We start from the raw sequence: 23692 nt of genomic DNA, 5'->3' as shown, positions 1-23692 counted from the left end.
GTACCAAGGATAAGTGCACTGTGGCACCAATCGGGGTGACTACTGGCCGATGACCCGCCGGACAGCGCGCTTGGCGCGTTCGGCGGCTGTGCGGTCGCCGAAAAGTTGCACCGCGCGGTTCACAGCCGGGCCGAAGGCGACGATCTCGAACAACGCCTGGTCCACATCGAAGTCGCCGCCACTGCGTCGCAGTTCGCCCCGCAGCAGGTCGTCCCAGTCCGACCAGGCCTCGGCGACGACGTCATGAACCTCGCCCGCCCGTCCATCGAACTCGAGGGCGGCGGCTGTCATCAGGCACCCGCCTGGCAGGCCGGTGTCGGTCACGTAGTCGAACCAGGTGTCGCATAAGGCAAGCAGCCGCTCAAGGCCGGGGGCGCGGCCCATCGACGGCTCGACGACGTGGATCCGGAACTGGCTGATCACCGAGCGGATCGCGGCCAGCTGCAGGGACTGCTTCGTGCCGAAATGACCGAGCACACCGGACTTGCTCATCTTCAGCTCGTCAGCCAACCGGCCGATGGTGATCCCTTCCAGGCCATCGAGAGAGGCGATGTCGATCGCCTTGGTCAGGATCATGTCCTTGGTGTTGCGAGCTTCGGCGACCGACCGGCGTGGCGACATGGGCCGACTCTACTTTAGCGATCGACGGGTCGCTATATTCCGTTATAGAGTCCGAACGATCGGTCGTTAAAGAAGGGAAGCTCATGCGAGTACGAAGGCTTGGCTGGGCCGGGCTGCAGATCGAGTCCAGCGGCTCGACAGTGGTCATCGACCTGGTTGAAGAGTCGGAACCACTGCGTTCGGTATTGCCCGCGGGCAGCCTCCTGCCGGCCAGCCGGACGGCGGACATCGCTCTGGTGACGCATCTGCACAGCGACCACGCCGATCCGGCCGCGATCGAGCGGGCGGTGACCCCGGGAGGGGCCGTGCTCCGGCCCGAGCCGTTCGCCGGGACGAGGGCGGAAACGCTCTGGACCAACCAGGCGGAGGACGGTTTCGCGCAACGCGACCTGAACGTCCAGACCGTGCGGGACTGGCAGGTGATCAATGCCGGGCCGTTCGAGATCACTGCCGTGCCCGCGGTCGACGGGCTCGGTGACCCGCAGGTGAACTGGGTGGTGGCCGCCGACGGGAAGCGGGTGTTCCATGGCGGTGACACAGTGTTCCACGGGCTGTGGTGGCTGATTCAGCGTCGGCTGGGCCCGGTCGACGCCGCGTTCCTGCCGATCAACGGCGCTGCCGTGGACTTCCCGCACCTGCGGCCGCCCAGTCCGCTCCCCGCCGTGCTGACCCCGGAGCAGGCCGTCGTCGCGGGCTCGATTCTGCGAGCGGCGCAGGTGGTCCCGATCCACTATGGGATCGACCAGCCGGGCGTCTACGAGGAGGTCGACGACCCCGCCACGGCCTTCCAGCACGCCGCCAAGCGACACGGCGTCGAAGCCAGGATGCTCGCCCCTGGGGAGACCATCGACCTGTAGGTGATCAGACCCGGGCGCGCTCGGTGATGAGGGTTTCGAGGCCGTCGAGGATTCGGTGCAGGCCGAATGCGCGGCCGTTGTCGTGGGAGGCTGAGCTGTTGACTGAGGATGTGGCGGCGGTCAGGGCTGGGTAGCGGTCGCCGTGCTCTGAGAGGAGTTCTTGCATGATCGGTGTGACTTTTTTGTCGGAGTCCCAGGGTTGGGTTCCTGCCGCGGACATCGACTGGGTGTTGCGGATGTGGCCGAAGAGGACGAAGACCGCGTCCAGCTGCTCGGTTCCGGTCAGGCCTGTGTCTGTCAGGCAGCTGACCGCCGATTCGATCCAGCCCAGCTCGCGGGGGCCCATCACCCGGTCGCCGAGGGTTGCCCAGGGGAGCCATGGGTGTCGTTGCCAGACAACGGAAAGCTGACGGGCGAACTCCTCGATTCGGCCGCGCCAGCCGCCTGGCACGCCGGCGAGGTCCGGTGGGTCTGCCACGGCGAGTTCGATCATCACCGCGAGTAGTTCGGACTTGCCGGAGACGTATCGGTACAGCGCCATTTTGGTGAACTCGAGTTCGCTGGCGACTCGCTGCATCGAGACGGCGGCCAGGCCGTCGGTGTCGGCGATCTCCATGGCGACGCGGGCGATGCGCTCGGCGCTGAGGGTTGGTTTGGGGCCCCGGCGTGGTGGCTGACGCAGACCCCAGAGCAATTTGATGACGCTCGATTGGTCTCCGTACGCGTTGTTCACCCGGCACGCCGCTTCCGTCGAGGGGTTGTCGCCCCATGAAAACTGCGTCTAGTGTACACAGCGTCCGGCGGATACAGTTTATGTGGCAGTCAACACTTACTGAGGGGTCAGTCGTCATGAAGTTCATGGTCTTGATGAAGGCGTCGGCGGAGAGCGAAGCGGGCCAGATGCCGAGCGAGGACCTGCTGCGGGAGATGACCGAGTACAACGAGAAGCTTGTCAACGCGGGTGTGCTCGTGGGCGGCGAAGGCCTGCACCCGAGCTCCAAGGGCGCGCGCGTGCGCTTCGAGGGCAAGAAGACCGCTGTCATCGACGGCCCGTTCGCCGAGGCCAAGGAACTGGTCGCCGGTTACTGGATCCTCGAGGTGGCCTCGCTCGACGAGGCCATCGAGTGGGTCAAGGGCGTGCCCAACACCGACGACGCGCACCACGAGATCGAGATCCGGCAGATCTTCACCGCCGACGACTTCGGCGACACCTTCACCGACGAACTGCGGGACAAGGACGCCGAGCTGCGCGCCAGGACCAACGCCTGAGGTTGTGCCCCCAATGCCACATTGGGGACATGTGATGCCACCAATGTGGCATTGGGGACACACCCACGCTGCTGCTACTGGAGGTAGCCCTCGACCTGCTGGGCCGGGCGCACCTCGGCCGCGTCCGGGTCCTCGCCCGCTCCACGCCGGGCCCGCCGCTGGCGCAGCAGATCCCAGCACTGGTCCAGCGACTCTTCCAGGGTTCGCAACTGGGCCCGCTCCTCGGCCGAGTCGATCTCCCCGGCGACGCTGCGCTCGCGCAGCTCGTGCTCGCGGTCGACCAGGGTACGAATCTGGGCGAAGATCTCGCTTTCGTTCATGCCTCCGAGGTTAGCCACTGGCCCGGCCGGCGCACTGTGGAATCCGTTCGTGGCCTGCGTAAAGATCACACTTGCCGGAAACTGAGCGTTCACGGGCCGGTCATCGCGTGGCCTACCTCGGCATATTCTCCGTCACCCGGCTCCCACTTCTCAGCGAGGTTGTCCTAGCCTGCACGGTGTGGGGAGTATCCGGTCGCGAGTGGTGGCGTGGTTCGCACGCTGGTATCTCGCCCGCGCCAAGAAAAAGGGCTTCGATCTCGGCAAGATGCCGATTCCGGAACCCGCGTTGATGCCGTTGAAGCGGGACGGTCTCGACCCGGTGGCGGAGCTCGGCGAGCTGCGGGCCAGAGAGCCGATCAGCAAGGTGCCGATGCCGTTCGGCATCAACCTCTGGCTGGTCAGCGGCCACGAGGAAGTCAAAGCCGTGCTCAGCGACACCAAGTCGTTCAGCAACGACTTCACCAACCTGGCGGCGGCGGGCGGAACTCCGCAGCAGGACCCAGGCGGCCTGGGGTTCGCCGATCCGCCGGTACACACGCGGCTGCGCAAGCTGCTGACGCCCGAGTTCACGATGCGCAGGCTGGCCCGCCTCACGCCCGGCATCAAGGCGATCATCGACCAGTGCCTGGACAACATGGAGCGCTCGGCCGGCCCGGTCGACCTGGTCAGTGAGTTCGCGCTGCCCATCCCGTCGCTGGTGATCTGCGAGCTGCTCGGCGTGCCGTACGACGACCGCGAGGACTTCCAGCGGCTGGCGATGTCCCGGTTCGACCTGTTCGCCGGTGCGGGCGCGTCCTTGGGCGCGATCTCGGAGTCGCTGGAGTACCTGCTCGGAGTGGTCCGCAAGCAGCGGGAGAACCCGGGCGACGGTCTGCTCGGCATGATCATCAAGGAGCACGGCGACAAGGTCGACGACCGGGAACTGGCGGGCCTCGCCGACGGCGTGCTCACCGGTGGGTTCGAGACCACGGCCAGCATGCTCGCGCTCGGTGCGCTGGTGCTGCTGCAGGACGAGCCGACGTTCAACCTGATCCGCGAGGACGACGACGCGATCAGCGGGTTCGTCGAGGAGATCCTGCGCTACCTGGCGGTCGTGCAGGTCGCGTTCCCGCGCTTCGCCCGCGACGACGTCGAAGTCGCCGGTGTGACGATCGGCAAGGGCGATGTCGTGATCGCGTCGCTGAGCGGCGCGAACCGTGACGAGGCGTTCGGCGAGGATCTCGAGAAGGTCCTGGCGACCCGGACACCGACCTCCCACCTGGCCTTCGGTTACGGCGTGCACCGGTGCATCGGTGCCGAGCTTGCCCGGATGGAGCTCAGGGCGGCGTATCCCGCGCTGGTGCGGCGGTTCCCGGCCATGCGTCTGGCGAAGGCCGCGGATGAGCTGGAGTTCCGCAAGGTTTCGATCGTCTACGGCGTCGACTCGCTCCCTGTCGTGTTGAAGTAGCTGTCACGTTTGAGCGTGCTACCCCGTCCTAGGGGCATGTCCAAGACAGTTCTCGTGACCGGAGGCACCGGGAATCTCGGTGGCCACGTGGTCGACCGGCTCAGGCAGGCCGGTCACGAAGTACGGGTGGCGAGCCGCCGGACCGGCGAAGGTTTGGCCACCGTCGACTGGAAGACAGGTGCGGGCCTGGCCGCCGCGGTCGCGGGCGTTGACGCGATCGTGCACTGCGCCACTGGGATCCGGGGCAACGACGTCGAACGTGCTCTGATCGCGGCCGCCCGCGAGGCCGGTGTCGGCCATCTGGTCTACATCTCCATCGTCGGAGTCGACCGGATCCCGTTCTCCTACTATCAGACGAGACTCGCCGCCGAACGGCTCTTCGAAGCGTCCGGTCTGCCGTGGACAGTGCTGCGGGCCACCCAGTTCCATGACCTGATCAGGGTCGTCCTCGCGATGTTCGCCCGGCTGCCGGTGATGTTCGTGCCCGGCGCCGGGTCGCAGCCGATCGACGTCGGTGAGGTGGCCGAGCGGCTGGCCGAGATCGCCGTCGGGCCGCCGTCCGGACGGGTGCCGGACATCGCCGGCCCGCAGGCGCACAGTTTCCGGGAGCTGGCCCGGATGTATCTGCGGGCCACCGGGCGCCGGCGGCTTCTTGTGCCGCTCAGGCTGCCGGGCAAGGCTTTCCGGGCGTTCAGGGCGGGCCTGAACCTCGCGCCGGACCGGGCGGTCGGGCGGATCACGTTCGCGGACTACCTGGCCGCCCATCCGGACAGGAAAACCGCTTCATATCGGGGGCAGCGCTGAAGGCGGTTGCTGTTCTCCTTGCCGCACACCATCTCCCGCCCTGATTTCTGGTTACATGGTCGTATGCGAGACACGCGCATACGTTGGCGGCGCCGGACGCTGCGGATCGGGCTGGCCGCTGTCGGCGCGGTCGTGCTCGCGATCGGCGGCAGCCTCGCGTGGTCGTACATCGCCTCCGGTGGGCATCGATACGACGTGGCCGACGCGCCGACAGCGCCGGTGGTCATCGTCCTGGGCGCCAAGCTGCAGAACGACCGGCCGATGCCGTTCCTCGCGGGCCGGTTGGACGTGACCGCCGAACTGGTCCGGGCCGGCAAGGCCAAAGTGGTGCTCGTGTCCGGTGACGCGGCGGGCACCTCCGGCAACGAGACCAAGGCGATGACGGAGTACCTGACGGCCAAAGGTGTCGACCCCCGGATGATCGTGGTCGACCCGTATGGCGTGGATACCTACGACACATGCGCCCGTGCGATCCAGGTCTACGGGATAGATCGCGCGTTGCTGGTGACCCAGTCGTACCACCTGCCGCGTGCGGTCGCGCTGTGCCGCAACTTGGGCATCGAGGCCGACGGCGTGGCCGCTACCTGCGACTGCACGGTTTTCAGCCTCGCGAAGAACCGGGTCAGGGAGTGGCTGGCGACGGTCGCGGCCGTGCCTGAGGCGATCCGCAACCGGTCGCCCGCGGTCGCGTCCACACCGGACGGTTCCGTACTCGACCTGGTCGGGGGCCATCCCGCGGGCGGCGGTTGATGGCATGATTGACCTGACCGCGAGGGGGAGAGATGGCCGACGAGGACGACAGTCCGCGGGTCGCAGAGCTGCCTGATTCCGACTGGAAGTCCAGCAGGCCCGAACTGCCCCCGCCGCCGGTGGCCGAGCAGCCGCGGCGCAACTCGCCGTTGGCGATCATCGGTGTGCTCACCCTGGTGATCGTGGTGGTGCTGGCGATGGGTGCGCCCGGCCGGTTCTCCACCGAGGTCGCCGGAACGCCGGTCGCCGGCCCGGTCCTCGACGCGAAGCCCAACGCGGCATCGCCCCAGACCCCGCGGACCGCGCCGTCGCCCGGCGCGCCCGCCAAGCCGAGGTCACAGGAACTCACCGAGGCGAACCCGCTGCTCACCCCGGGTCTGCCGTTGGCACAGATCACGTGCAAGCTGCCGGGTTTCGGCCGGTCCGCCGAGCAGTTGCGCGCCTACTACCAGGCGATGATCGGCTGCCTGGACGAGGCGTGGAAGCCGCTGCTGGCCGACGCCGACCACACCTGGGAATCGCCGAAACTCAACGTGGAGGACAACCCGACCAGCGGCTGCGGCACACCGACCAGGCAGGAGGCGGTCGCCTTCTACTGCCCGCGGGACAGGGGCATCTTCATGCCCCGCAACCGTGTCACCGAGTCGATGGGCAGCAACCAGGGCGGCCACATCATGGTGCTGGCCCACGAGTACGGCCACCACGTTCAGGCGTTGAGCGGCATCAACACCGGCATGGGCATGAAGATGGCGGGCCTGGCCGAGGACTCCCCGGAGTACCTGGAGCTGACCCGCCGGATGGAACTGCAGGCCGACTGCTTCTCCGGCATGTTCATCGCGGCCGCCGGTGGCCGGGGCTCGATCAGCAAGTCGCTGAGCAACTCCGCGTCGTCGGCGTTCCGCAGCTCGGTCGCCGACAAGACGCACGGCAGCGTCAAGCACCAGATCCAGTGGGGCACAGCGGGTGTGAAGAACAACAACACCTCCGCCTGCAACACCTGGCTCGCCCCCGCCGGCGAGGTCAGCTGACCGGGGTTTGTGTGTCCCCAATGCCACATTGGGGACATGTGATGCCACCAATGTGGCATTGGGGACACACCGGAGTCCTCAGGTGAGGGTGCGCCAGAGGAACTCGAAGACCATCGCCCATTTGAAGGCCAGCTGTTCGTTGTCGGCTGCCGCGCCGTGGCCGCCTTCGATGTTCTCGTAGTAGCGCACGTCGTGGCCTTGTTCGAGCATCCGCGCGACCATCTTGCGCGCGTGTGCCGGGTGTACGCGATCGTCCCTTGTGGACGTCGCGAACAGCACCGGCGGGTACTGCGCGTCTGCTGAGACGTTGTGGTACGGCGAGAAAGGCTTGATATAAGCCCATTCCTCAGGCTCGCGGGGATCGCCGTACTCGGCCATCCAGGACGCTCCGGCCAGCAGCTCGTGATAGCGCCGCATGTCCAGCAACGGGACCTGGCAGACGATCGCGCCGAACAGCTGCGGGTAGCGCGTCAGCATCACGCCCATCAGCAGGCCGCCGTTGCTGCCGCCCTGGATGCCCAGCCGCGCCGGGGTGGTGATGCCCTGATCGATCAGATCCTGGGCCACCGCGGCGAAGTCCTCGTACACCAGGTGCCGGTTCGCTTTCACCGCCGAGGAATGCCACTCCGGCCCGTACTCACCGCCGCCACGTAGGTTGGCCACCACATACGTGCCGCCGCGCGCCAGCCACGCCCGGCCGACGTGCCCCAGATAGCTTGGTGTCAAAGAAACCTCGAACCCGCCGTACCCGGAAAGCAACGTCGGCCGGGAGCTCGGATCGGATCTGCCCACCACGTAGTACGGGATCTTGGTGCCGTCGGCTGAGGTCGCGAACAGCTGCCGTACCCGCAGACCGGTGGTGTCGAACAAACCCGGTGCCTGCTTGAGGATCTCCGGCTCGCCGGTCAGGTCACCGCGCCGCAGGGTGGCCGGTTCGGTGTAGCCGCTGGAGTTCATCAGGTACTCGTTGCTGACTTCCGGATCCGTGTCGGTGATGCCCGACAGTTCCCCGGCGGGCACGCCAGGCAGCTCGGAGCGTTGCCAGCCGTCAGGACCCGGTGTGAGCACGAAAAGCTGGCTCTGCACGTCGTGCAGGGTGTTGATGATCAGGTGGTCCCTGGTCCATGAGTGGTACGTCAGCGAGGTGTGTGCGTCCGGCTCGAACAGCACGGTCATCTCCCTGCCACCGGCCAGGAAATCGTCGAACCTGGTGGCCAGCAGCGCACCTGCCGGGTAGGTCGTGGTGCCCAGGGTCCACGGCGAGCGCAATGTGATCAGCAGCCACTCGCGTTCGACGTCGGTTTCCGAGTCGTCCGGCACGTCGATCCGGGCGAACTCGGTTCCCCTGCGCTGGAACCGCTCGGTCCGGTAGAAGTCGATGTTGCGGCCGACGAAGTCGCGCTCGAACCCGGCGGTCGGGTCGTGTGTCGCGTAGACCGAGACGTCCTCAGGCTTGCCCTCGAACACGACCTCGGCCTCGTCGAAGGGCGTGCCGCGGCGCCACTGCTTGACCACACGCGGATAGCCGGACGAGGTGAGCGAGCCGGGGCCGAAGTCGGTGCCCACGTAGACCAGGTCCGCCGAGATCCAGCGCATCCAGTTCTTGGCCTCGGGCAGTTCGAAGCCGTCGGTGACGAACTCGCGCGTCTCCAGATCGAACTCACGGATCACGGTCGCGTCGGCGCCGCCGCGCGACAGGTTCACCAGCGCGAGCCGGTAGTCGGGCCGCAGCACGGCCGCGCCCTGCCAGACCCAGCTTTCGCCCTCGCGTTCCCCCAACGCGTCGACGTCGAGGATGACCTGCCAGTCCGGCTCGGCCAGGCGGTACTGCTCGAGCGTGGTCCGCCGCCACACCCCGCGCGGGTTGGCCGCGTCCTGCCAGAAGTTGTAGAGGTACTCGCCGCGCCTGCGTACGTACGGAATCCGGTCGTCGGCGTCGAACACCGCCCGGATCTCGGACTTCAGCTCCTCGAACCGGGCGCCTCCGGTCAGCTCGGCCACCGAGGCCGCGTTGCGCTCGCGGACCCACGCCATCGCGTCGTCCGCGGTCACCTCCTCCAACCAGAGGAAAGGGTCTTGCTCGCTCATGCCCCCAGTGTGTACTACCCGCGCCACTGATCGAGCACCGAATCGATCTTGGTCCGGATCTTCTCCCGCGCGGCCTCACGCTCCACACCGGACATCAGCAGCTCGTCGTACTCGGTGTCCTCGTGGCGGATCGACGCGATCACCGCGCGGGTAAGGGCTTCCTCGTCCAGTGCACGACCGGCAGCCGAGCGGCCGACCCGTCCGCTGCCGCGCAGGCCCGTGTGCCGGGCGATCGCCGTGGCGCGTTCGGCAGGGCAGTTCGGGAACAGCCGGCCGATCAGCTCGGCCATCCGTGCCATCAACTCGATGTCCTCGTCGGCGCGCCGCTCCCGGTCGCGTTCGCGGCGGCGAAGCCGGACCTCCTCGTCGGCCAGGCACGACTGTTCGGCCTGCTCCAGCGCGGATTCCTCGACCAGGATCCCCTGCCGCTCATAACGCTTGCGGTTACGGCTGAACTTCACCACCACCGCGGACAGGCCGCTGGCCTTCTTGGCCCGCCGGGTGAGTGTGGCATCGCCGGACGGCAGGAAGAGCAGGTGATCCATGTCGGCACAGGTCAGGCAGAGCTGCCCGACGTTGTCCATGATCAGAAACGGGCCGGTGTCCTGGCAGCCCGCGCACGTCCAGTCCTTCAGCGGGATGATCACCACCAGGTCCGGTGCGGTGTTCTGCTTCTGGACAAGGCGTTCCCGCTTCTTGTCCGAGAGGTCCGGCGAGATCCAATGCGTGCGGTACTCCTGTTCGGCCGCCTCGTCGCCGGATGTGGTGAACTTCAGCGGACGGCGGCCCCGATTGGTTGACACATAAGTGCTTTCGCCCGGGGTGAGACCGCGCTGCCCGGCCCACCGGCGGAGGATCTCCCGGGCGTCGGCGAGCTTGTCCGGGCCGACCGCGGCGATCGCCTCCAGGCTGGGCGCCTGTTCGCGTTCCCAGTTCTGCAGCCCGGACAGCCAGCCCATCCGGGCGAACACGGTGACCGGGGTGACGATGCCGGCGTTCGCCAGCTCGTGCTCGGCCGCTTCGAAGATCCGGCGTTCCAGCTTGGTGCGGGGCTCAAAACTCATGCGCGGAAGCTCCCTGTGGGCGGTAGCGTGCGCTGCCATGGTCCCAGCTGTCCGTACCGCCGATGCCGCGGAGTTGCCCTTTCTGGCCGAGATCGAACGGGCCGCGGACCTGGTGTTCCACGCTGTCGGCATCGTGTTCCCGCCCGGGACCGTGATCGACACCGTCGAGGACGCCTCACAGGTGCTCGTCATGGGCGAACCGCCGATCGCGTTCGCCTACTGCTCCCGGCTTGACGACCATCTCCACCTGCATCAGATCGCGGTCCATCCGCAGCACGCCAGGCGTGGCCTCGGGACGGTCCTGATGGAGGCCGTGGTCGAGCGCGCGGGGTCGCTGGGAGTCACCCTGACAACGTTCGCGCACGTGCCCTGGAACCGTCCGTGGTACGCCAGGCTCGGCTTCGCCGAAATGGTTTCGCCTGGTCCTGAGCTTGCCGATGTGGTCAAGGCCGAGCGTGACGCGGGCCTGGACGACCTGGGCGAGCGCCTGGTCATGTACCGGCCGCCCAGGATCGGAACATAACGGACACATTCCGTGATCTGTTGCTGATCGCGTCAGAAGGCCTAACCTCGTCGGTAAGCAGGGTCACACCGGTGGTTGGGATGGAGGCGCCTGATGCGGATCGCGGACGTGTTGCGTACCAAGGGTTCTACCGTGGCGACGGCCGAACCTGGCACGACGGTCAGAGAACTGCTCGCCGCACTGGCCGAGTACAACATCGGCGCGATGGTCGTGCTGGCAGCCGACGACAGCGTGGCCGGCATCGTGTCGGAACGTGACGTCGTACGGCGGTTGACCGACCATGGCGGAGCGCTGCTCGACTTCGCGGTCGCCGACATCATGACCAGCGAGGTCTTCACGTGCGGCCCGGACGACTCGGTCGACAGCCTGACAGTGCTGATGACCGAGCGCCGGATCCGGCACGTGCCGGTGGTCGAGGGCGGCCGGCTGGTGGGCATCGTGAGCATCGGCGACGTGGTCAAGAGCCGGATCAAGAAGCTCGAGGAAGACCAGCAGCAGCTCGAGGCCTACATCACCCAGGGATAGCCGGCGGGCTGTGTCCGGGGTCGCGCCGCCTGAGGCGGTGTGCCCCCAATGCCACATTGGGGGCATCGGACGTCCCCAATGTGGCATTGGGACAAAGTTGTCCGGGGTCAGATTCGGGCTGCGACCTCGTCACGCTCCGTGTCCGACAGGTCGATCCCGAACCTGGTCGCCAGGACTTCGAGGACCTCGTCCTTGGTCAGGGTGCGCTTCTCGAGGTAGCCGTCCTGAGGGCTGATGACCGCCAGTTCGGTGCCGTTGAGGGTCTGCCGCGTCTGCGGGCTGCTCGTCTGGGCGATGACCCGGTTGGCGAACGGCGACTCCGGCCATCGCGCGGTGTAGAAGTTGGCCATCGCGAAGTCTGCTGGGTACTGGCGGTCGGTCAGGAAACCGTAGAGATCACGCCACTCGCCCGAGATGAGGGACGCCAGTACCCAGATCTCGTCGTGCCGCGACAGCCGGAATGTCCACTTTCCCTGCTGCATCGTGCCTTCGCGCAGTGGCATCGGCTCGAGCAGGCAGCCACCGCCCCAGCCGACGTCGGTCAGGTACGGCTGGTCGTCCTGGTGTGCCACCACGATCATGTGCGTCCGTGGGGCGGCCTGCGGACCGCCGAGCATCGGCCGTCCAAGCAACCGTGACACCGTGATCCCCAGCCGCTCCAACGCGGCTGCGTACAAGAGGTTGTGCTCGAAGCAGTAACCGCCGCGCTGCCGTCGCACGAGTTTTGCCTGCAGGCTCGCGATATCCAACGCGGGCACGTTGCCGCGCAGCACATCGAGGCTCTCGAACGGAATGCTCCGCACGTGGCCCGCGTGCAAGGTCTCCAGCGTCGGTTCGGTGACCCCGATTCTCCGCAGGTACGCGTCGAGATCCAGGTCTTCGATCCCCCAGTCGGACATCGTCTACTCCCGCCACCCCAGAATTTCCACGCCGCGGGCCACGTCCACCCGGAAACCGACCGAGACCTCGGCCGACCTGCCTGGCTCCAGGGCTATCTCCCAGGTCAGTTCGCCGAGGTCGGTGCGCTTGCGCGGCTCCGGCTTGCAGCTCACGTCCTTGATCACGATACCGTCGTCGCGGGACACCGGGATCTGGTCCAGCACGGTGACCGTGGTCTTGCGCTGCCCGAAGTTGCCGATCTTGATGCGGTATTCGGCCTCACGGCGTTTCGTGCCGCCGAGCACGGCCTTGCCCGCCGTACGGCGCACAAGTTCCCGCTCGACGCGGATCCGGTCGTCGATGCCCAGATTGAGTTCGACCTCCTCGCCGGGGGACCACACATCGAGCGCGGTGGTGCCGACGAACTCGGACTCGTGGAAGACGGACGCCTTGCCCGGCCGCAGCGTGTGCTCGGAGCTGTTGACCGCCTTCGCCCTTAGGAACGCCTCCACGCCGAGGATCGGCGCGGTGATGTGGTCCACATCGGCCGAAAGATCGATGACCGCGACAGTCGTCCGATGAGCCGTGCCGTCCGCGGGGACGGCGACCTGACGCGTCGGCTTGTACGTGGTCGCTGCGGCGCCATGTTCCACGACCGGCGGCGGTGGGGGAACGAACGCCGCTGCTGCCTGCATCATCGGCGCGGCGGCCACGACCGAACCTGGCGCGCCGAAGTCGGCACTCTCGGCGGCAGCCCCGGCCCGGGACCGCATCGGCATGGCCGGCGGCAGCGGTTGCAGGCGATCGAGGTACCACGGGCTCAGCTCGGGAATCTGCGCTGTGTCCGCCGGCCGGGCAGTGGACAGCGCGAGCTCGCACTCCGGCCAGTCCTCACCGGTGCTCTGGGTGATCTCGGCGTGCCACGTCAGCGCCAGCACCTCGTCGGCAAGCCGGATGTCATAGGTGGACGCCCATTGTGCGTTGTTGACCACATAGGACAGTTCGATCTCGACGGTCCCGGCAGTCCGGACGGTCAGATCGACGTACACGGCCAGCCGATCGGGCGGACTCTGGTTGCGGTGCACGGTGAGCGTCCGCTCCGCGGCGGCCAGCTCCTCCTTGATCCTGGTCTCCTGGTTGGCCAGCTCCCGCTTGCGGCCTAGCGTCTCGGCCATCTGAGTGGCGAGCGAGTCCGTCAGCCCGGCGATCCGATCCGGTTCGATCTTGCCTTTGGCCAGGGCTTTCGCGAACTTCGCGCCGGTCTCGCGGCCGAGCGTGGTCAGTACGGCGATCCGGCCGTCCTCAACGGAAACGTTGTCCTGCAACTCTTTCAGCGCGTCCTGCAGCTGCGTGACCCGCTCCTCGAGCTCCCGCACCGCTGCGTCCGGCGTACGCGGATGCCACTGCGTGCCGACGTCGACGCCCAGGACAGTCGCGTCGCCGCGGCCGTTGACCCGCACCGAGTCCCGTTGCAGGCCAAGGGGCAACCCGCCGACCGCGACCCGCTGTTCACCGGCGTCCAGCGCCACGGTCGTCCGGCGCGTGATCCGCGCCTGACCCGGGTAGACAGTCACGGCGACGATTGGAGCTTCCAGAGTGCTGGTCACTCCCGCGAGGCTACCCGGTACGGCGCGCTAATTCTCGGCCTGCAGGGTGATCGTGGTCCACGCGCCGAGGTGGATGCGGTCGCCGTCCTCCAGTGACCGGGGTGTGTTGGGTTTGAGCATGTCGCGGCGGTAGTTCAGCGTGGTTCCGTTGGCGGAGTTGATGTCCACGACCGCCCAGCCGCCATCCGGCTGGGCCACCAGTAATGCGTGCAGACGGGACACGCCGGGGTCCTCCGGCGGCCCGGTCAGGTCGATGTCCGGCAGGATGCCGCGGGTCGCGCTGCGGCGCCCGATGCTGACCTGCTCGCCGCGTAGCGGGAAATGCCGGTCAGGGCAGTACGGCGGGAAGACGATGCTGTCGGCGTCCGGCCCGCCGTCGGCTTTGACGCTCTCGTAGTACTTGCGGTCCGCGGACACCACCACGGTCCAGGTGCGCAGGACGACACCGGGGACAACCGGTTCTTCATCGGGTTGCTCGGCCGGGGGCGGGTTCTCCTGCTTCGGCGGGGGAGTCGCCAGTGAGTCCGCGCCGCAGTTCTCGCAGAAGCGGTCGTCCAGCTCGGCGTCACAGACCGGGCATGCCCGCGGTGCGGTCATGGTGGCTTGCGGCGCCGAGGGAGCAGGGGCGGACGTGGCGAAGGCCAGACCGCAGACGTCACAGAACTCGTCGTCGGCCGAGGAGTGACCGTTGGCGCAGGTAGGCATCAGTTCTCACCTTCGCCGGGCCCGGACTTGCGGCCCACCCGTTTGGTCACCTGGGACCGGCTCTCCAGGGTCATCGCGTCCACGGCCGCGACCTCACGTTTGAGCCGGATGGTGCCGCGTACCGGGTCGACGACGTCCACGACCTTCGACAGCAGTTTGGCGGTGTCCTCGTGACCGGACTCGTGCGCCAGCGCGACGGCCCGGCCCAGCTTCGCGGTCGCGGTCTCGACCTGGCCGACCCGCTGGGCCTCCAGGCCCTCCTCGATCGCGGCGGCCAGTTCGGCCTGGCCGGTGTAGTGCGCGACCTCGGGGTTGATCTTGGTCGACAGCGCCGTGTCGTCGGTCCAGACCGCGATCACCTGGCCCTTGCCGAGCACGTCTCCGCCGGGAGCGACCAGGCTGACGCGGGCCGCGAGCATCTTGTCGCCGATGTTGGCGGGGGCGACCTGGATGCACACGTGGTAGTCGCGGCTCTCCGAACCCCACGCGCCGGTCGGATAGTCGCCGGAGCGAGGCGCGGATTCCACACGCCGATCGGTCAGGTCGGTCAGCGACGGCTCGACCTGCTTGACGAACTTCACGGTCGCGCCCTGCGGCGTCCACAGCCGCAAGGCCACGTCAGCGACCTCCTTGCCCATGGCGGCGGTGGTCATCGCGCGGAAATCGGCCTCCAGGTCGTCCGGCTCGGCCACGATGTCCACCGTGCCGAGCAGGGTGTCGGAGATCTTGCGCAGTTCCTTGACTTCCCAGTCGGTTCCCACGCCCCGGCAGTCGCACACGAAGAGCCCGTTGACGTTCGCGAGGATGCGTTCGAGCTTCTTGGGCCGCTCGTGCACGTTCTGGCCGTCGGTCAGCAGGATCGCGTGCCGCAGTGTGTTGGACTGGGTGGCGAACAGTTCCTTGGCCAGCAACAGCCATTCGCCCATCGCCGTACCGCCGTCGGCGCGCAGGGCGTTCACGGCGCGCTTGGCTTCCTCGCGTGACAACGATGTCGCGGGCCGCATGCCGAGTTTCGGCGGGTACACCAGCTCCGCGATGTCGGTGCCCGCGACCACCGCGAAGTTGACGCCGTCACGCAAGGTGTCGATCGCCGCGCAGGTCGCCCGTTTGGCGGCGGCCAGCTTCGTCGGCGGGTGGTGCATCGAGCCCGAGGTGTCGATGATGATCACCTCGGCGGCCGAGGTGGTGTTCACCGGTGCCGCGACCGCGTCGCTGCCGGAGGACGTCACCGTGACGATCGCGTTGACCTCCGCGGCACCCTGTGGCAGGTACTCGTTCTGGTAGACCTCGACCTGAAAGTCCGTCATTCCAGTCACCCCTCCAGGCCATCGAATGGAACTACGACAACCGTGATGTTGTCGTGCCCGCCGAGTTCATTGGCAATACTGGTCAGCTCGGCCGCAAGCTTCAACGCCTCGGCGTTGCCTACCTTGGCGGCAAGGGCCTCCGCTTCGGGCAGGTAGTTCCACAACCCGTCGCTGCACAGGATCAGCAATCCCGGCGCGGACGGTTGCAGTGTGACTATGTGCGGCGGGCTTTTCTCCGCGTCGGCGCCGACCCAGCGCGCAAGCGCGTGCGCGTTGAGCGTCGAGGACGCCTCCTCCTCGTTCAGTCCGGCGGCGATCAGCTGCGCGACAAGTGTGTCGTCGGTGGTCAGCCGTTTCGAGGGCACATCCGGAGCGGAGGAGATCCAGTACGCCCGGCTGTCGCCGATCCATCCGACCGTGATGTCCTTCGACGTCACCACCGCGGACACGAAAGTGCAGGAAGGAGCCGTTTCCGGGGAGTTGGGATGGGCCAGTTCGCTGACCGCCGAATAGGCCTCGGCAGCGCCCTCGGTGGTCGCCGTGCGCGGATCCCGGCCGCTCAGCAGAGCGTCCACAATGGAATCAAGAGACGCGTCGACGGCGGCCTGGGACGCGGCGTCCGCGCGTTCGGTCGAACCGACGCCGTCGCACACCACGGCCACGATCGCCTTCGGTGAGCCAGGCGGGCCGACGACGGCGAACGCCATCGAATCCTCGTTGCGTGCGCGGGAACGGCCGCGGTCGGAGACTCCGGCGACCAGTTCGAGGTCGAACTCCATCCGGTCGCGCCCGGTCGGCTGCGCCCGCCCGCAGTTCTCGCAGAAGCCGTCCGCCGCGAGCTCGGTGCCGCCGCAGCCCGTGCAACCGCCCGAGACCCGGCCGATCGGACCGCCGGGCGGGGTCTTGCGCAGCTGCAGGCTGCCACCGCAGTTCTCGCAGTAGCGGTCGGTCTCCTCGGCGGGTTCGCCGCAGTCAGGACATGTCACGGTGCTGTTCTCCACTCAGATCCAGGACCTGGGCCGGATCCGGTTGGCTTGGTCCACCAACGCGATGCGGTCCCGGCGGGTTGCGGCCTGCCGGGCCAGGGTCCGGTACCAGTGCTCCAGGCCGCGCCGCAGGTCCTCGTCGACCAACCGGCATCCCAACACCGTTCCAGATGTCCCCGGCGCGCCCGCATCGACCCACTGGTGTGCGGATTCCAGCAGCTCACGGGCGGCGTGCGCACGCCGTGTGTCGTCCAGGTCCAACCGGGTCAGCTGCTGGCCCGCCACGACCAGGTCCTGCTCGGAGAGTCCCGCCGAGCGGGCGATCGTCGTGCGGGCCCGGATCGCCGCCAGCTGGGCGGCCACGTAGTGACTGGAGGTTTCCGGCACAGAGTTCAAGACGTCCACGGCCTCGTGCCGTTCCCCCTTGACCAGCAAGGCCCGGGCCAATCCGAACGCCGCGCTGATGTAGGAACGGTCCGTACGCCACACGATCCGGTAGTAACGGTCCGCTTCGGCCATGTCCCCGGACGACTCCGCGCACACCGCGATCGCCAGTTTCGGCGCCGCCTCACCAGGCAGGGAGTCGTACACGGATTCGAACGCCATCCGCGCCTGACCAGCGTTTCCATCGGCCAGCGCGGCCAGGCCGCGATGCCACGACACGCGCCAGTCGCCTGGGTCGGTCTTGGTGGAATTGAGGACCTTCTTCGCGTCGGCGAGTTCACCCAGTTCGATGTGCGCACGCGCCAGCCGCAGCTTGATCTCGACACTCTGCAAGGGAGCGGCTTTGAGTTCCTCGATCAGCTCGCGTGCGGTGGCGGCCGTGACACCGGCCAAGAACACCGCGCCCGGATCGGTCGCGTCGACGCGGGGAATGGGCAGCGAGGCCGCGACCGCGACCAGGTCCAGGGCTTTGTCGACCGCGAAGCTGCGTCGTTCCGGCGTGAACTCGACCGAGATGCCCGGCCGGGGCTGGCTGTCCTCGGCCGCCGCGACCTCGCGGAACACCCCTTCCAGCTGGTCGCGCATCTCCTCGGCGGAACCGAAACGCTGTAGCGGATCCTTGTTCGTGGCACGCAGAAGCAGCCGGTAGTACGACTCGAACTCCGCCAGCAGCGGCTGTTCGGCCGGGCCCGGCAGGGAACTCTTGTACGTGGCATGGAAGTCGAACGGGAACGTCATCACCGCCAGCGCGCGCCCGACGGTGTAGATGTCGGTCACCGGCGAGGGGAGTTCCTTGCCGACCTCCGGCGCCTGGTAGCCGGTGGTGCCGTAGATCGGGGAGTCCTCGTCGTCGACGTGCCGCACCGCACCGAGGTCGATCAGCTTGAGCTGCTCCTCGACCTGGATCACGTTGTCGGGCTTGAAGTCGCAGTACGCCAGCCCGATACCGTGCAGGTAGCCCAGCGCGGGCAGGATCTCCAGGGTGTAGGCGATCGCCTGGGTCAGCGGCAGGCACGCGGTCTGGTCGGCCGACGTGCGCAGCTGCTTGATCATGTCCTTGATCGAGGTGCCGCCGACGTACTCCATCACGATGTAGCCGGTGGTCGTGCTGCCGTGCTGGTGCTCGACGAAGTTGAAGATCTTCACGATGGTCGGGTGCTCGACCTGGGCGAGGAACCGGCGTTCGGCCATGGCGGCGGCCATCGCGTCGGCGTCCCCGGTGTCCAGCAGGCCCTTGAGCACCACCCAGCGGTCGGCGACCTTGTGGTCCAGGGCGAGATAGATCCAGCCGAGGCCACCGTGGGCGATGCAGCCCAGCACCTCGTACTGGCCTTGCACCAGCTCACCCTTGGCCAGCTTGGGGGTGAAGTCGAAGCCGTGCCCGCATTTCGCGCAGAACCCGGTGACGCGGCCCGCCTTGCCCTCACGGCCCCGGCCGACCTTCGACCCGCACTTGCTGCAGAACCGTTTGTTCTCAGGGACTTCCGGGTTCTCCAGGACGGCTTCGCGGGGGTCGCGCTTGGGCACACTGGGAATGTCCACAATGCCCCGGCCGAGCAGACCGCGGCGGGTGGACCGCGTGGAACCGCGGCGGGAGCGTGCGGTGGCGCCGCTTGTGGTCGGGGTGCTCCACGCGGTGACCGCGGTCGGCCGGCTCGATGTGCCTGTGCGGGCCGAACTTGTGCTGGGTGTGGAACCCGTCGAGGGCGCGGGTGCCTCGAGGCCGCACGTGTCGCAGAAGCCGTCCTCGTCGATCGTCCCGTCGCACCCTGAGCGCGGACATCCGGCCATTACACGCTCCTCTTGTCCTGCAACGCTTGCTGGTACCGGTTGACCGCCCGGGTCGCGGCCGGCAGGTCGCACGGGACGGTGTAGAGCACGGTGTGTGCCTCCCGGTGCAACGCGGTGAGTTCCCGGTCCTCGGCGTGGCCGAGCCGGTTGGCCTTGGCGCGGTACGCGTCCAGCCGGCCGCGCAGTTCCAGCCTGCGGTCCAGCAGACCGGTGATCAGCCGCAGCTGGGTGCGTGTTTCAGCGAGCGCGCTGGTCGCGTCCCGTTCCAGCATGTCCAGTCCGCTCGCCAGTTCCCGCCACTGCCCGCCCCGCCACAGCTCGGGCAATTCGTACAGCCGTGCCCGCAGCAGTGCCACGGAATCTGTCAGCCGCGGCAGCCCGGGGGAAGCGATTTTCTGCAGCACGGTCGCGTACGCGAGCTGGGCCTCGTCGTAGGCGTTGGTGATCTCACCCATCAGGGCCTCGATCCGCGCCATCCGGTCGTCGAACGTGTCCTTGGCCGAAGCCAGCCTGGCCAGCCGCGCACGGGCCTCGGCGAGTTCCTCGGTCAGCCGGTCCGGCGGGCTGACGGTGTCCAACGCCATCGGATCGGCCAGCGCGAGCTCGCGGATCTGCGACAACTCGGCGTCGATCTTGGCCAGCGCCGGGTCCTCCACACCGAGCGACGCGGCCAGCCCGTTCACCGCGCGCAACTCCGACTCCAGCGGATCGAGCAGCTGGATCGTGGAGTTCCACGCGGTGTCCGCCGCGGCGAGCACCTCGGTCACGCCCGCGTAGGACGATTTCATGCGATTGACCAGGTCGGTCAGTGTGATCCGCTCGGTCACCATCGCGGGCCCGGTCAGGCTGCGCTGCTCGATCGGCACCTGCTGGGCGTTGAGCTCGACAACCGCGCCGGTCAGCAGGGTCGTGACCTCGCTGAGCTCGGCCTGGCCGGGTTTGGACCGCCGGTCCAGCACCTCCCTGGCCTGTTCGAGCAGCCTGCGGTGCAGGTTGAACTGCTCCCACAGCACCGCCATTGCCGCGCTCGCCTCCGCCCACCGGCGTTTGGTCAGCCCAGTGAGCGTGGCGTTGCGCAGCAGCTGGTGGCCGGCGTGCGAGTCCATCGCCACCAGCGCGTCCGCCATCCGGTCGCTCTCGGCACTGAGCCGGTCCAGGGCGTTGGTGGCCTCTTCGTGGCTCAACACGCCGATCAGTCCTTGTACCTGGGCACCGGCGGGCTGGGCGGCGGCCCTGGGATCAGGCTGTCCAGCCATTGCCCGTAGGACCTCGCCCAGGTGCCGTTGGCGCGCACCTGCTCCAGCACCGCGTTGACGAACCGGACGAAGTCCTCGCGCTGCTTGGGCATCGCCATCCCGTAGGGCTCGTTGGCGATCGGCGGGCCGACGACCTCGGTGTACCTGTCCTGCGCGGCCATGCCCGCGAGGATCACGTCATCGGTGGACACCGCGTCGACCTGGCCCTGCTGCAGCATCACCAGGCAGTCCGTCCAGTCCGACACCGACACCCCGATCGGCTTGGCCGGCGAGTTGGCGATGTTGGTCAGCGACGTCGACGACTTCGTCGCGCACACCCGTTTGCCGCCGAGCTGGTCCAGCCCGCTGACGCCGGAGTTCTTGCGCACCAGCACCTGTTGCTTGGCCTCGTAGTAGACAGCGGAGAAGTCGACGTCCTTGAGCCGGTCGCACGTGATGCTCATGGTCCGCACCACGATGTCGACACTGCCCTCCTTCAGCGCCGGGATCCGCTGGTCGGAGGTGAGCGCCCGCAGCTGGATCGCGTTGGGGTCGCCGAAGATCGCCGCGGCGATGTTGTGCGCCATGTCGATGTCGAACCCCTGGATCTCGCCGGAGAACGGATCCCGGAAGCCGACGTTGTAGGTGTTCTGGTCGACCCCCACGATCAGCTTGCCGCGCTGGGCGATCTTCTCCATGGTCGAGCCGGCCGGCATCTGGCCCGGCGGCGGCAACGGGCCCCTGGGCCGGAAGCTTGCGAGCTTGTCCCCGCACTCCTGTGTGGTCACTGTCGGCGGCGCCGTCAGTTCCGCGGCGTTGGCCGGTTTCGGCACAATGGCTGTGACAGTGGGGATCGTTGTCGTGCCTGTGGCGGACGCGCAGCCCGCCAGCATCACGGCAGCCGAAGCCAGTACGAGTGCGAGTCTCATCGGTACTCCTTGAGACGCTGCCAGAGGCCGACCGCGGATCCCACCGCGACGACGATCGCCAGCAGCGACACGACGACGACCGTGCCGCCGAGCCCACTGCTCGCCTCGGCGACATGCGTGTTGAACGAGGACCGGGTGTGGTCGATGGCCTCGCGCAGGTCCGTGTCGACTTTGTCGAACGCCGTGCCCGCGCCTTCCTGGACCGGTGCGATCGCCAGCCGGACCGCTCCGACGTAGTCACCCGCGTCGTCGGCTTTCCGGATCGCGTCGTGTGCGGCCAGCCACGTCTTGGTGTTGTCGCGCGCCGAGGTGACCTCGGAAACGACAGCGGAGTTGTTGGCCTTCGAGAACGCCTCGTCCAGCAGCCCGGTCAGTTTGGTGGTCACCTGGACGTAATCGTCCTGGTAGACCTTGCCGGTACCACGCGCGACCAGCGTGAGCGTCTCGTCGGTCCGGGCCTGCAACGTGGCGATCCTGGCCCGGGCGAGGACGTCGACCTGGGCGGAACCTTCCACCCGGCTGTCATCGACGCTGCCGATCACGCCGAACGTCGAGATCATCACCCACAGCAAGGAGATCACCGCCGCGGCGGTCGCGGCGACCAATCCGACGTTGAACACGCGGTTGGACCGGCGCCGCACGAAGATCTGCGCCATCACCAGCGCCGCGAGCACGACCAGGCCGAGCAGGATCTCCACGAAGGGAAAGCCGCCCGCCCGGTCCTGGTCGGCCGAGACGCGGCCGACCTCGTCGTCGTAGAGCTGCTGGGCCGCGGGCAGGAGCTGAGTGCGCATCAGGTTGGACGCTTCGCGCTGATACGCCACGCCCAACGGCAGGCCTTGCCGGTTGTTCGCCCGCGCGGTCTCGACCAGGCCCGTGTACACCGGCAGCTGGCCGGCCAATGTGGCCAACGGGCTGTTGGCCGCGGTCACGTCACCGGGTTCCCGGGCCGCGATGGCGATCGCGAGCGCGTTGCCCGCCTGGGCGATGTCCGACTCGAACCGGGCGCGCACCGCGGGCGGTTCGAGCCCGCCGGACAGGAACGCACCGCTGGCGGTGGCGTCCGCGTCCGACAGGCTGCGGTAGATCTCCTGGGCGGCGACGCTCAGCGGCCCGCTGCGGGTGGCCAGGTCGTCCAACGCGGTCGACCGCCGCTGGACGCTGATCGCACTGAACACGCCCGCGACCACGCCGACCACGACCAACAGCAGGGCAAGCGAGCCGAGCACGCCTGGTGTCGTCCGCGCGAGCGCGGTGACCTGGCTCAACGGCCCGCTTGAAGTGTCTCTCCGGCTGGTGATGGTCATCCCGGGTCACCTGTTGACATGCCTCAACCACCACCCCTCGCTGCCCCGCGTCGACTCCCCGTCGCCGGTGATGATCCCCACATTAGCCGCCGCTGTTAAGTGCTGAGCCCGGATCGCAGCAACACCGGTGCCCAGGTGTGATTCGATCAGCCGCGCGGCACAGCCGAGATCTCGGCCACCAGGGCCTTTTTCACGTCATCCGGGGCGTAGGAGGCCCGCACGCCGGCGATCGCCAGCTCCGCGAGCTGGGTTCGGTCGTAACCGAACTCCTCGTGACAGACCAGATACTCGTTGTTCAGCGAAGTGTGGAACATGCCCGGGTCGTCGGTACCGAGCGCGACCGGCACACCCGCGGCCACGAGTTTGGGCAACGGGTGTTCTGTCATCGTGCCGACCGCCTTGGTGCGGATGTTCGACGTCGGGCAGACCTCCAGCGCGATGTTGTTGTCCGCCAGATAGTTGAGCAAGCGCGGGTCCTGCGCGGCGCTGGTGCCGTGACCGATCCGTTCGGCATGTAGTTCGTTGACCGCCGCCCAGACCGTTGCCGGACCGGTTGTCTCACCCGCGTGCGGCAGGCATCGCAGCCCGGCATCCGCGGCGACTGCGAACTGCTCGCGGAACCACTCGCGCGGCACGCCGATCTCCGGGCCGCCGAGACCAAGCCCGATCGTGGCCTCCGGCCGGTGTTTCAGCACCCAGTCCAGGGTTTCCGGCGCGCCTGCACGGCCGAGCACGCCATCGATGTCGAAGACCCAGGCGAACTCGACGTTGTGTCGCGCCTTGGCTTGCCTGCGCGCCTCGTCGAGTGCCTCGGTGAGCTCGTCGGGCTCGATGCCCACCCGCAGATGAGAGGTCGGCGTGACGGTGACCTCGGAGTAGCGGACGTTGTTCGCGGCCTGGTCGCGGGCCAGTCCCAGCAGCAGTGCCAGGACGTCCCGCCCGGTGCGGACCAGGCTGTTGACCTTGAAGTAGACCTCGATGAAGTGTGCGAAGTCGGTGAACTCGTAGAAGTCGCGCAATGCCTGCTCGTCGGTCGGCACACCGCGACCGGGATGGGTGCGGGCCAGTTCCAGCACGGTCGGGATCGACGCGGATCCCACCAGGTGGACGTGCAGTTCGGCTTTGGGCAGCGTGGAAACGAACTCGAGCATGGGAGAAGTCCTTGCGATGGCCGGATTGTGGACACACTTCTGGCGCGAAACCCAG

23 protein-coding genes are annotated in these 23692 nt (G+C 67.9%); 8 read left to right on the top strand and 15 right to left on the bottom strand.

Annotated features, from left to right (window positions below; genetic code table 11):
• Positions 1-39 precede the first annotated feature (39 nt).
• Positions 40-621 (bottom strand): TetR/AcrR family transcriptional regulator, encoded by a 582-nt coding sequence (locus JOF56_RS55955; protein WP_209647637.1) that lies wholly within the window; start codon positions 619-621, stop codon positions 40-42.
• Positions 622-704: 83 nt separating this feature from the next.
• Here JOF56_RS55955 and JOF56_RS55950 point away from each other — a divergent pair, with 83 nt between their 5' ends.
• Positions 705-1478 carry an MBL fold metallo-hydrolase gene (locus tag JOF56_RS55950; RefSeq protein ID WP_209647636.1) on the top strand — a complete coding sequence of 258 codons (774 nt, stop codon included), beginning with the start codon at positions 705-707 and terminating at the stop codon, positions 1476-1478.
• Between the two features lie 4 nt (positions 1479-1482).
• Here the strand turns inward: JOF56_RS55950 and JOF56_RS55945 are convergent, their stop codons facing one another.
• The gene (locus tag JOF56_RS55945) at positions 1483-2172 is read right to left on the bottom strand and encodes a TetR/AcrR family transcriptional regulator (protein WP_209647635.1); all 690 of its coding nucleotides are present in this window, start codon (positions 2170-2172) and stop codon (positions 1483-1485) included.
• A gap of 155 nt (positions 2173-2327) precedes the next feature.
• On the opposite strand from JOF56_RS55945, the gene JOF56_RS55940 reads away from it, so the two are divergent.
• Positions 2328-2747 (top strand): YciI family protein, encoded by a 420-nt coding sequence (locus JOF56_RS55940; protein WP_209647634.1) that lies wholly within the window; start codon positions 2328-2330, stop codon positions 2745-2747.
• Between the two features lie 74 nt (positions 2748-2821).
• Here JOF56_RS55940 and JOF56_RS55935 read toward each other — a convergent pair whose 3' ends face one another.
• Positions 2822-3067 (bottom strand): DUF2630 family protein, encoded by a 246-nt coding sequence (locus JOF56_RS55935; protein ID WP_209647633.1) that lies wholly within the window; start codon positions 3065-3067, stop codon positions 2822-2824.
• A 199-nt stretch (positions 3068-3266) separates the two neighbouring features.
• Between JOF56_RS55935 and JOF56_RS55930 the strand changes: the two genes are divergently transcribed.
• The 4 genes from JOF56_RS55930 (at position 3267) to JOF56_RS55915 (ending at position 7096) form a co-directional block, all read left to right on the top strand.
• Complete coding sequence (locus JOF56_RS55930; protein ID WP_307855851.1) at positions 3267-4514, top strand: cytochrome P450; 1248 nt, start codon at positions 3267-3269, stop codon at positions 4512-4514.
• 36 nt (positions 4515-4550) lie between these two features.
• Positions 4551-5318 (top strand): SDR family oxidoreductase, encoded by a 768-nt coding sequence (locus JOF56_RS55925; protein WP_209647632.1) that lies wholly within the window; start codon positions 4551-4553, stop codon positions 5316-5318.
• 63 nt (positions 5319-5381) lie between these two features.
• A complete protein-coding gene (locus JOF56_RS55920; protein WP_209647631.1) occupies positions 5382-6068 on the top strand; it encodes a SanA/YdcF family protein in 687 nt (228 codons plus the stop codon).
• A 32-nt stretch (positions 6069-6100) separates the two neighbouring features.
• Positions 6101-7096, top strand: coding sequence for a neutral zinc metallopeptidase (locus JOF56_RS55915; RefSeq protein WP_209647630.1), 996 nt, complete (start codon positions 6101-6103; stop codon positions 7094-7096).
• 78 nt (positions 7097-7174) lie between these two features.
• Here JOF56_RS55915 and JOF56_RS55910 read toward each other — a convergent pair whose 3' ends face one another.
• Positions 7175-9184 carry a prolyl oligopeptidase family serine peptidase gene (locus JOF56_RS55910; protein WP_209647629.1) on the bottom strand — a complete coding sequence of 670 codons (2010 nt, stop codon included), beginning with the start codon at positions 9182-9184 and terminating at the stop codon, positions 7175-7177.
• 14 nt (positions 9185-9198) lie between these two features.
• Complete coding sequence (locus JOF56_RS61090) at positions 9199-9474, bottom strand: DUF2293 domain-containing protein (RefSeq protein ID WP_372448416.1); 276 nt, start codon at positions 9472-9474, stop codon at positions 9199-9201.
• Positions 9475-10285: 811 nt separating this feature from the next.
• On the opposite strand from JOF56_RS61090, the gene JOF56_RS55900 reads away from it, so the two are divergent.
• The gene (locus JOF56_RS55900; RefSeq protein WP_245378813.1) at positions 10286-10771 is read left to right on the top strand and encodes a GNAT family N-acetyltransferase; all 486 of its coding nucleotides are present in this window, start codon (positions 10286-10288) and stop codon (positions 10769-10771) included.
• Between the two features lie 93 nt (positions 10772-10864).
• Entirely contained in the window at positions 10865-11296 is a 432-nt protein-coding gene (locus JOF56_RS55895) for a CBS domain-containing protein (RefSeq protein WP_209647627.1), read from the top strand.
• Between the two features lie 107 nt (positions 11297-11403).
• Here JOF56_RS55895 and JOF56_RS55890 read toward each other — a convergent pair whose 3' ends face one another.
• The 10 genes from JOF56_RS55890 to add all read right to left on the bottom strand — a co-directional run bounded on the left by JOF56_RS55890 (position 11404) and on the right by add (position 23637).
• Complete coding sequence (locus tag JOF56_RS55890) at positions 11404-12195, bottom strand: arylamine N-acetyltransferase family protein (RefSeq protein WP_209647626.1); 792 nt, start codon at positions 12193-12195, stop codon at positions 11404-11406.
• A 3-nt stretch (positions 12196-12198) separates the two neighbouring features.
• Positions 12199-13782 carry a mucoidy inhibitor MuiA family protein gene (locus JOF56_RS55885; protein WP_209647625.1) on the bottom strand — a complete coding sequence of 528 codons (1584 nt, stop codon included), beginning with the start codon at positions 13780-13782 and terminating at the stop codon, positions 12199-12201.
• 27 nt (positions 13783-13809) lie between these two features.
• On the bottom strand, positions 13810-14487 hold the full coding sequence (locus JOF56_RS55880; RefSeq protein ID WP_209647624.1) for an FHA domain-containing protein: 678 nt from the start codon (positions 14485-14487) through the stop codon (positions 13810-13812).
• The gene (locus JOF56_RS55875; RefSeq protein WP_209647623.1) at positions 14487-15794 is read right to left on the bottom strand and encodes a vWA domain-containing protein; all 1308 of its coding nucleotides are present in this window, start codon (positions 15792-15794) and stop codon (positions 14487-14489) included. The genes JOF56_RS55880 and JOF56_RS55875 overlap by 1 nt, the downstream gene beginning before the upstream one ends.
• A 5-nt stretch (positions 15795-15799) precedes the next feature.
• Positions 15800-16780, bottom strand: coding sequence for a PP2C family protein-serine/threonine phosphatase (locus tag JOF56_RS55870; protein ID WP_209647622.1), 981 nt, complete (start codon positions 16778-16780; stop codon positions 15800-15802).
• A gap of 15 nt (positions 16781-16795) precedes the next feature.
• Positions 16796-19015 (bottom strand): serine/threonine-protein kinase, encoded by a 2220-nt coding sequence (locus JOF56_RS55865; RefSeq protein WP_209647621.1) that lies wholly within the window; start codon positions 19013-19015, stop codon positions 16796-16798.
• Complete coding sequence (locus JOF56_RS55860) at positions 19015-20271, bottom strand: hypothetical protein (protein WP_209647620.1); 1257 nt, start codon at positions 20269-20271, stop codon at positions 19015-19017. The genes JOF56_RS55865 and JOF56_RS55860 overlap by 1 nt, the downstream gene beginning before the upstream one ends.
• Positions 20208-21179: a glutamate ABC transporter substrate-binding protein gene (locus JOF56_RS55855; RefSeq protein WP_209647619.1), complete on the bottom strand. Its 972-nt coding sequence runs from the start codon at positions 21177-21179 to the stop codon at positions 20208-20210. The genes JOF56_RS55860 and JOF56_RS55855 overlap by 64 nt, the downstream gene beginning before the upstream one ends.
• Positions 21176-22486 carry a GlnX family signal transduction membrane protein gene (locus JOF56_RS55850; RefSeq protein WP_209647618.1) on the bottom strand — a complete coding sequence of 437 codons (1311 nt, stop codon included), beginning with the start codon at positions 22484-22486 and terminating at the stop codon, positions 21176-21178. Before JOF56_RS55850 ends, JOF56_RS55855 begins: the two co-directional genes overlap by 4 nt.
• A gap of 146 nt (positions 22487-22632) precedes the next feature.
• Complete coding sequence (gene add, locus JOF56_RS55845; RefSeq protein WP_209647617.1) at positions 22633-23637, bottom strand: adenosine deaminase; 1005 nt, start codon at positions 23635-23637, stop codon at positions 22633-22635.
• Positions 23638-23692 lie beyond the last annotated feature (55 nt).

Source organism: Kibdelosporangium banguiense (genome assembly GCF_017876405.1).
Classification (GTDB): Bacteria; Actinomycetota; Actinomycetes; order Mycobacteriales; family Pseudonocardiaceae; genus Kibdelosporangium; species Kibdelosporangium banguiense.
The sequence above is the reverse complement of the archived record's forward strand: the minus strand, read 5'-3'. Positions and strand labels throughout refer to the sequence as shown.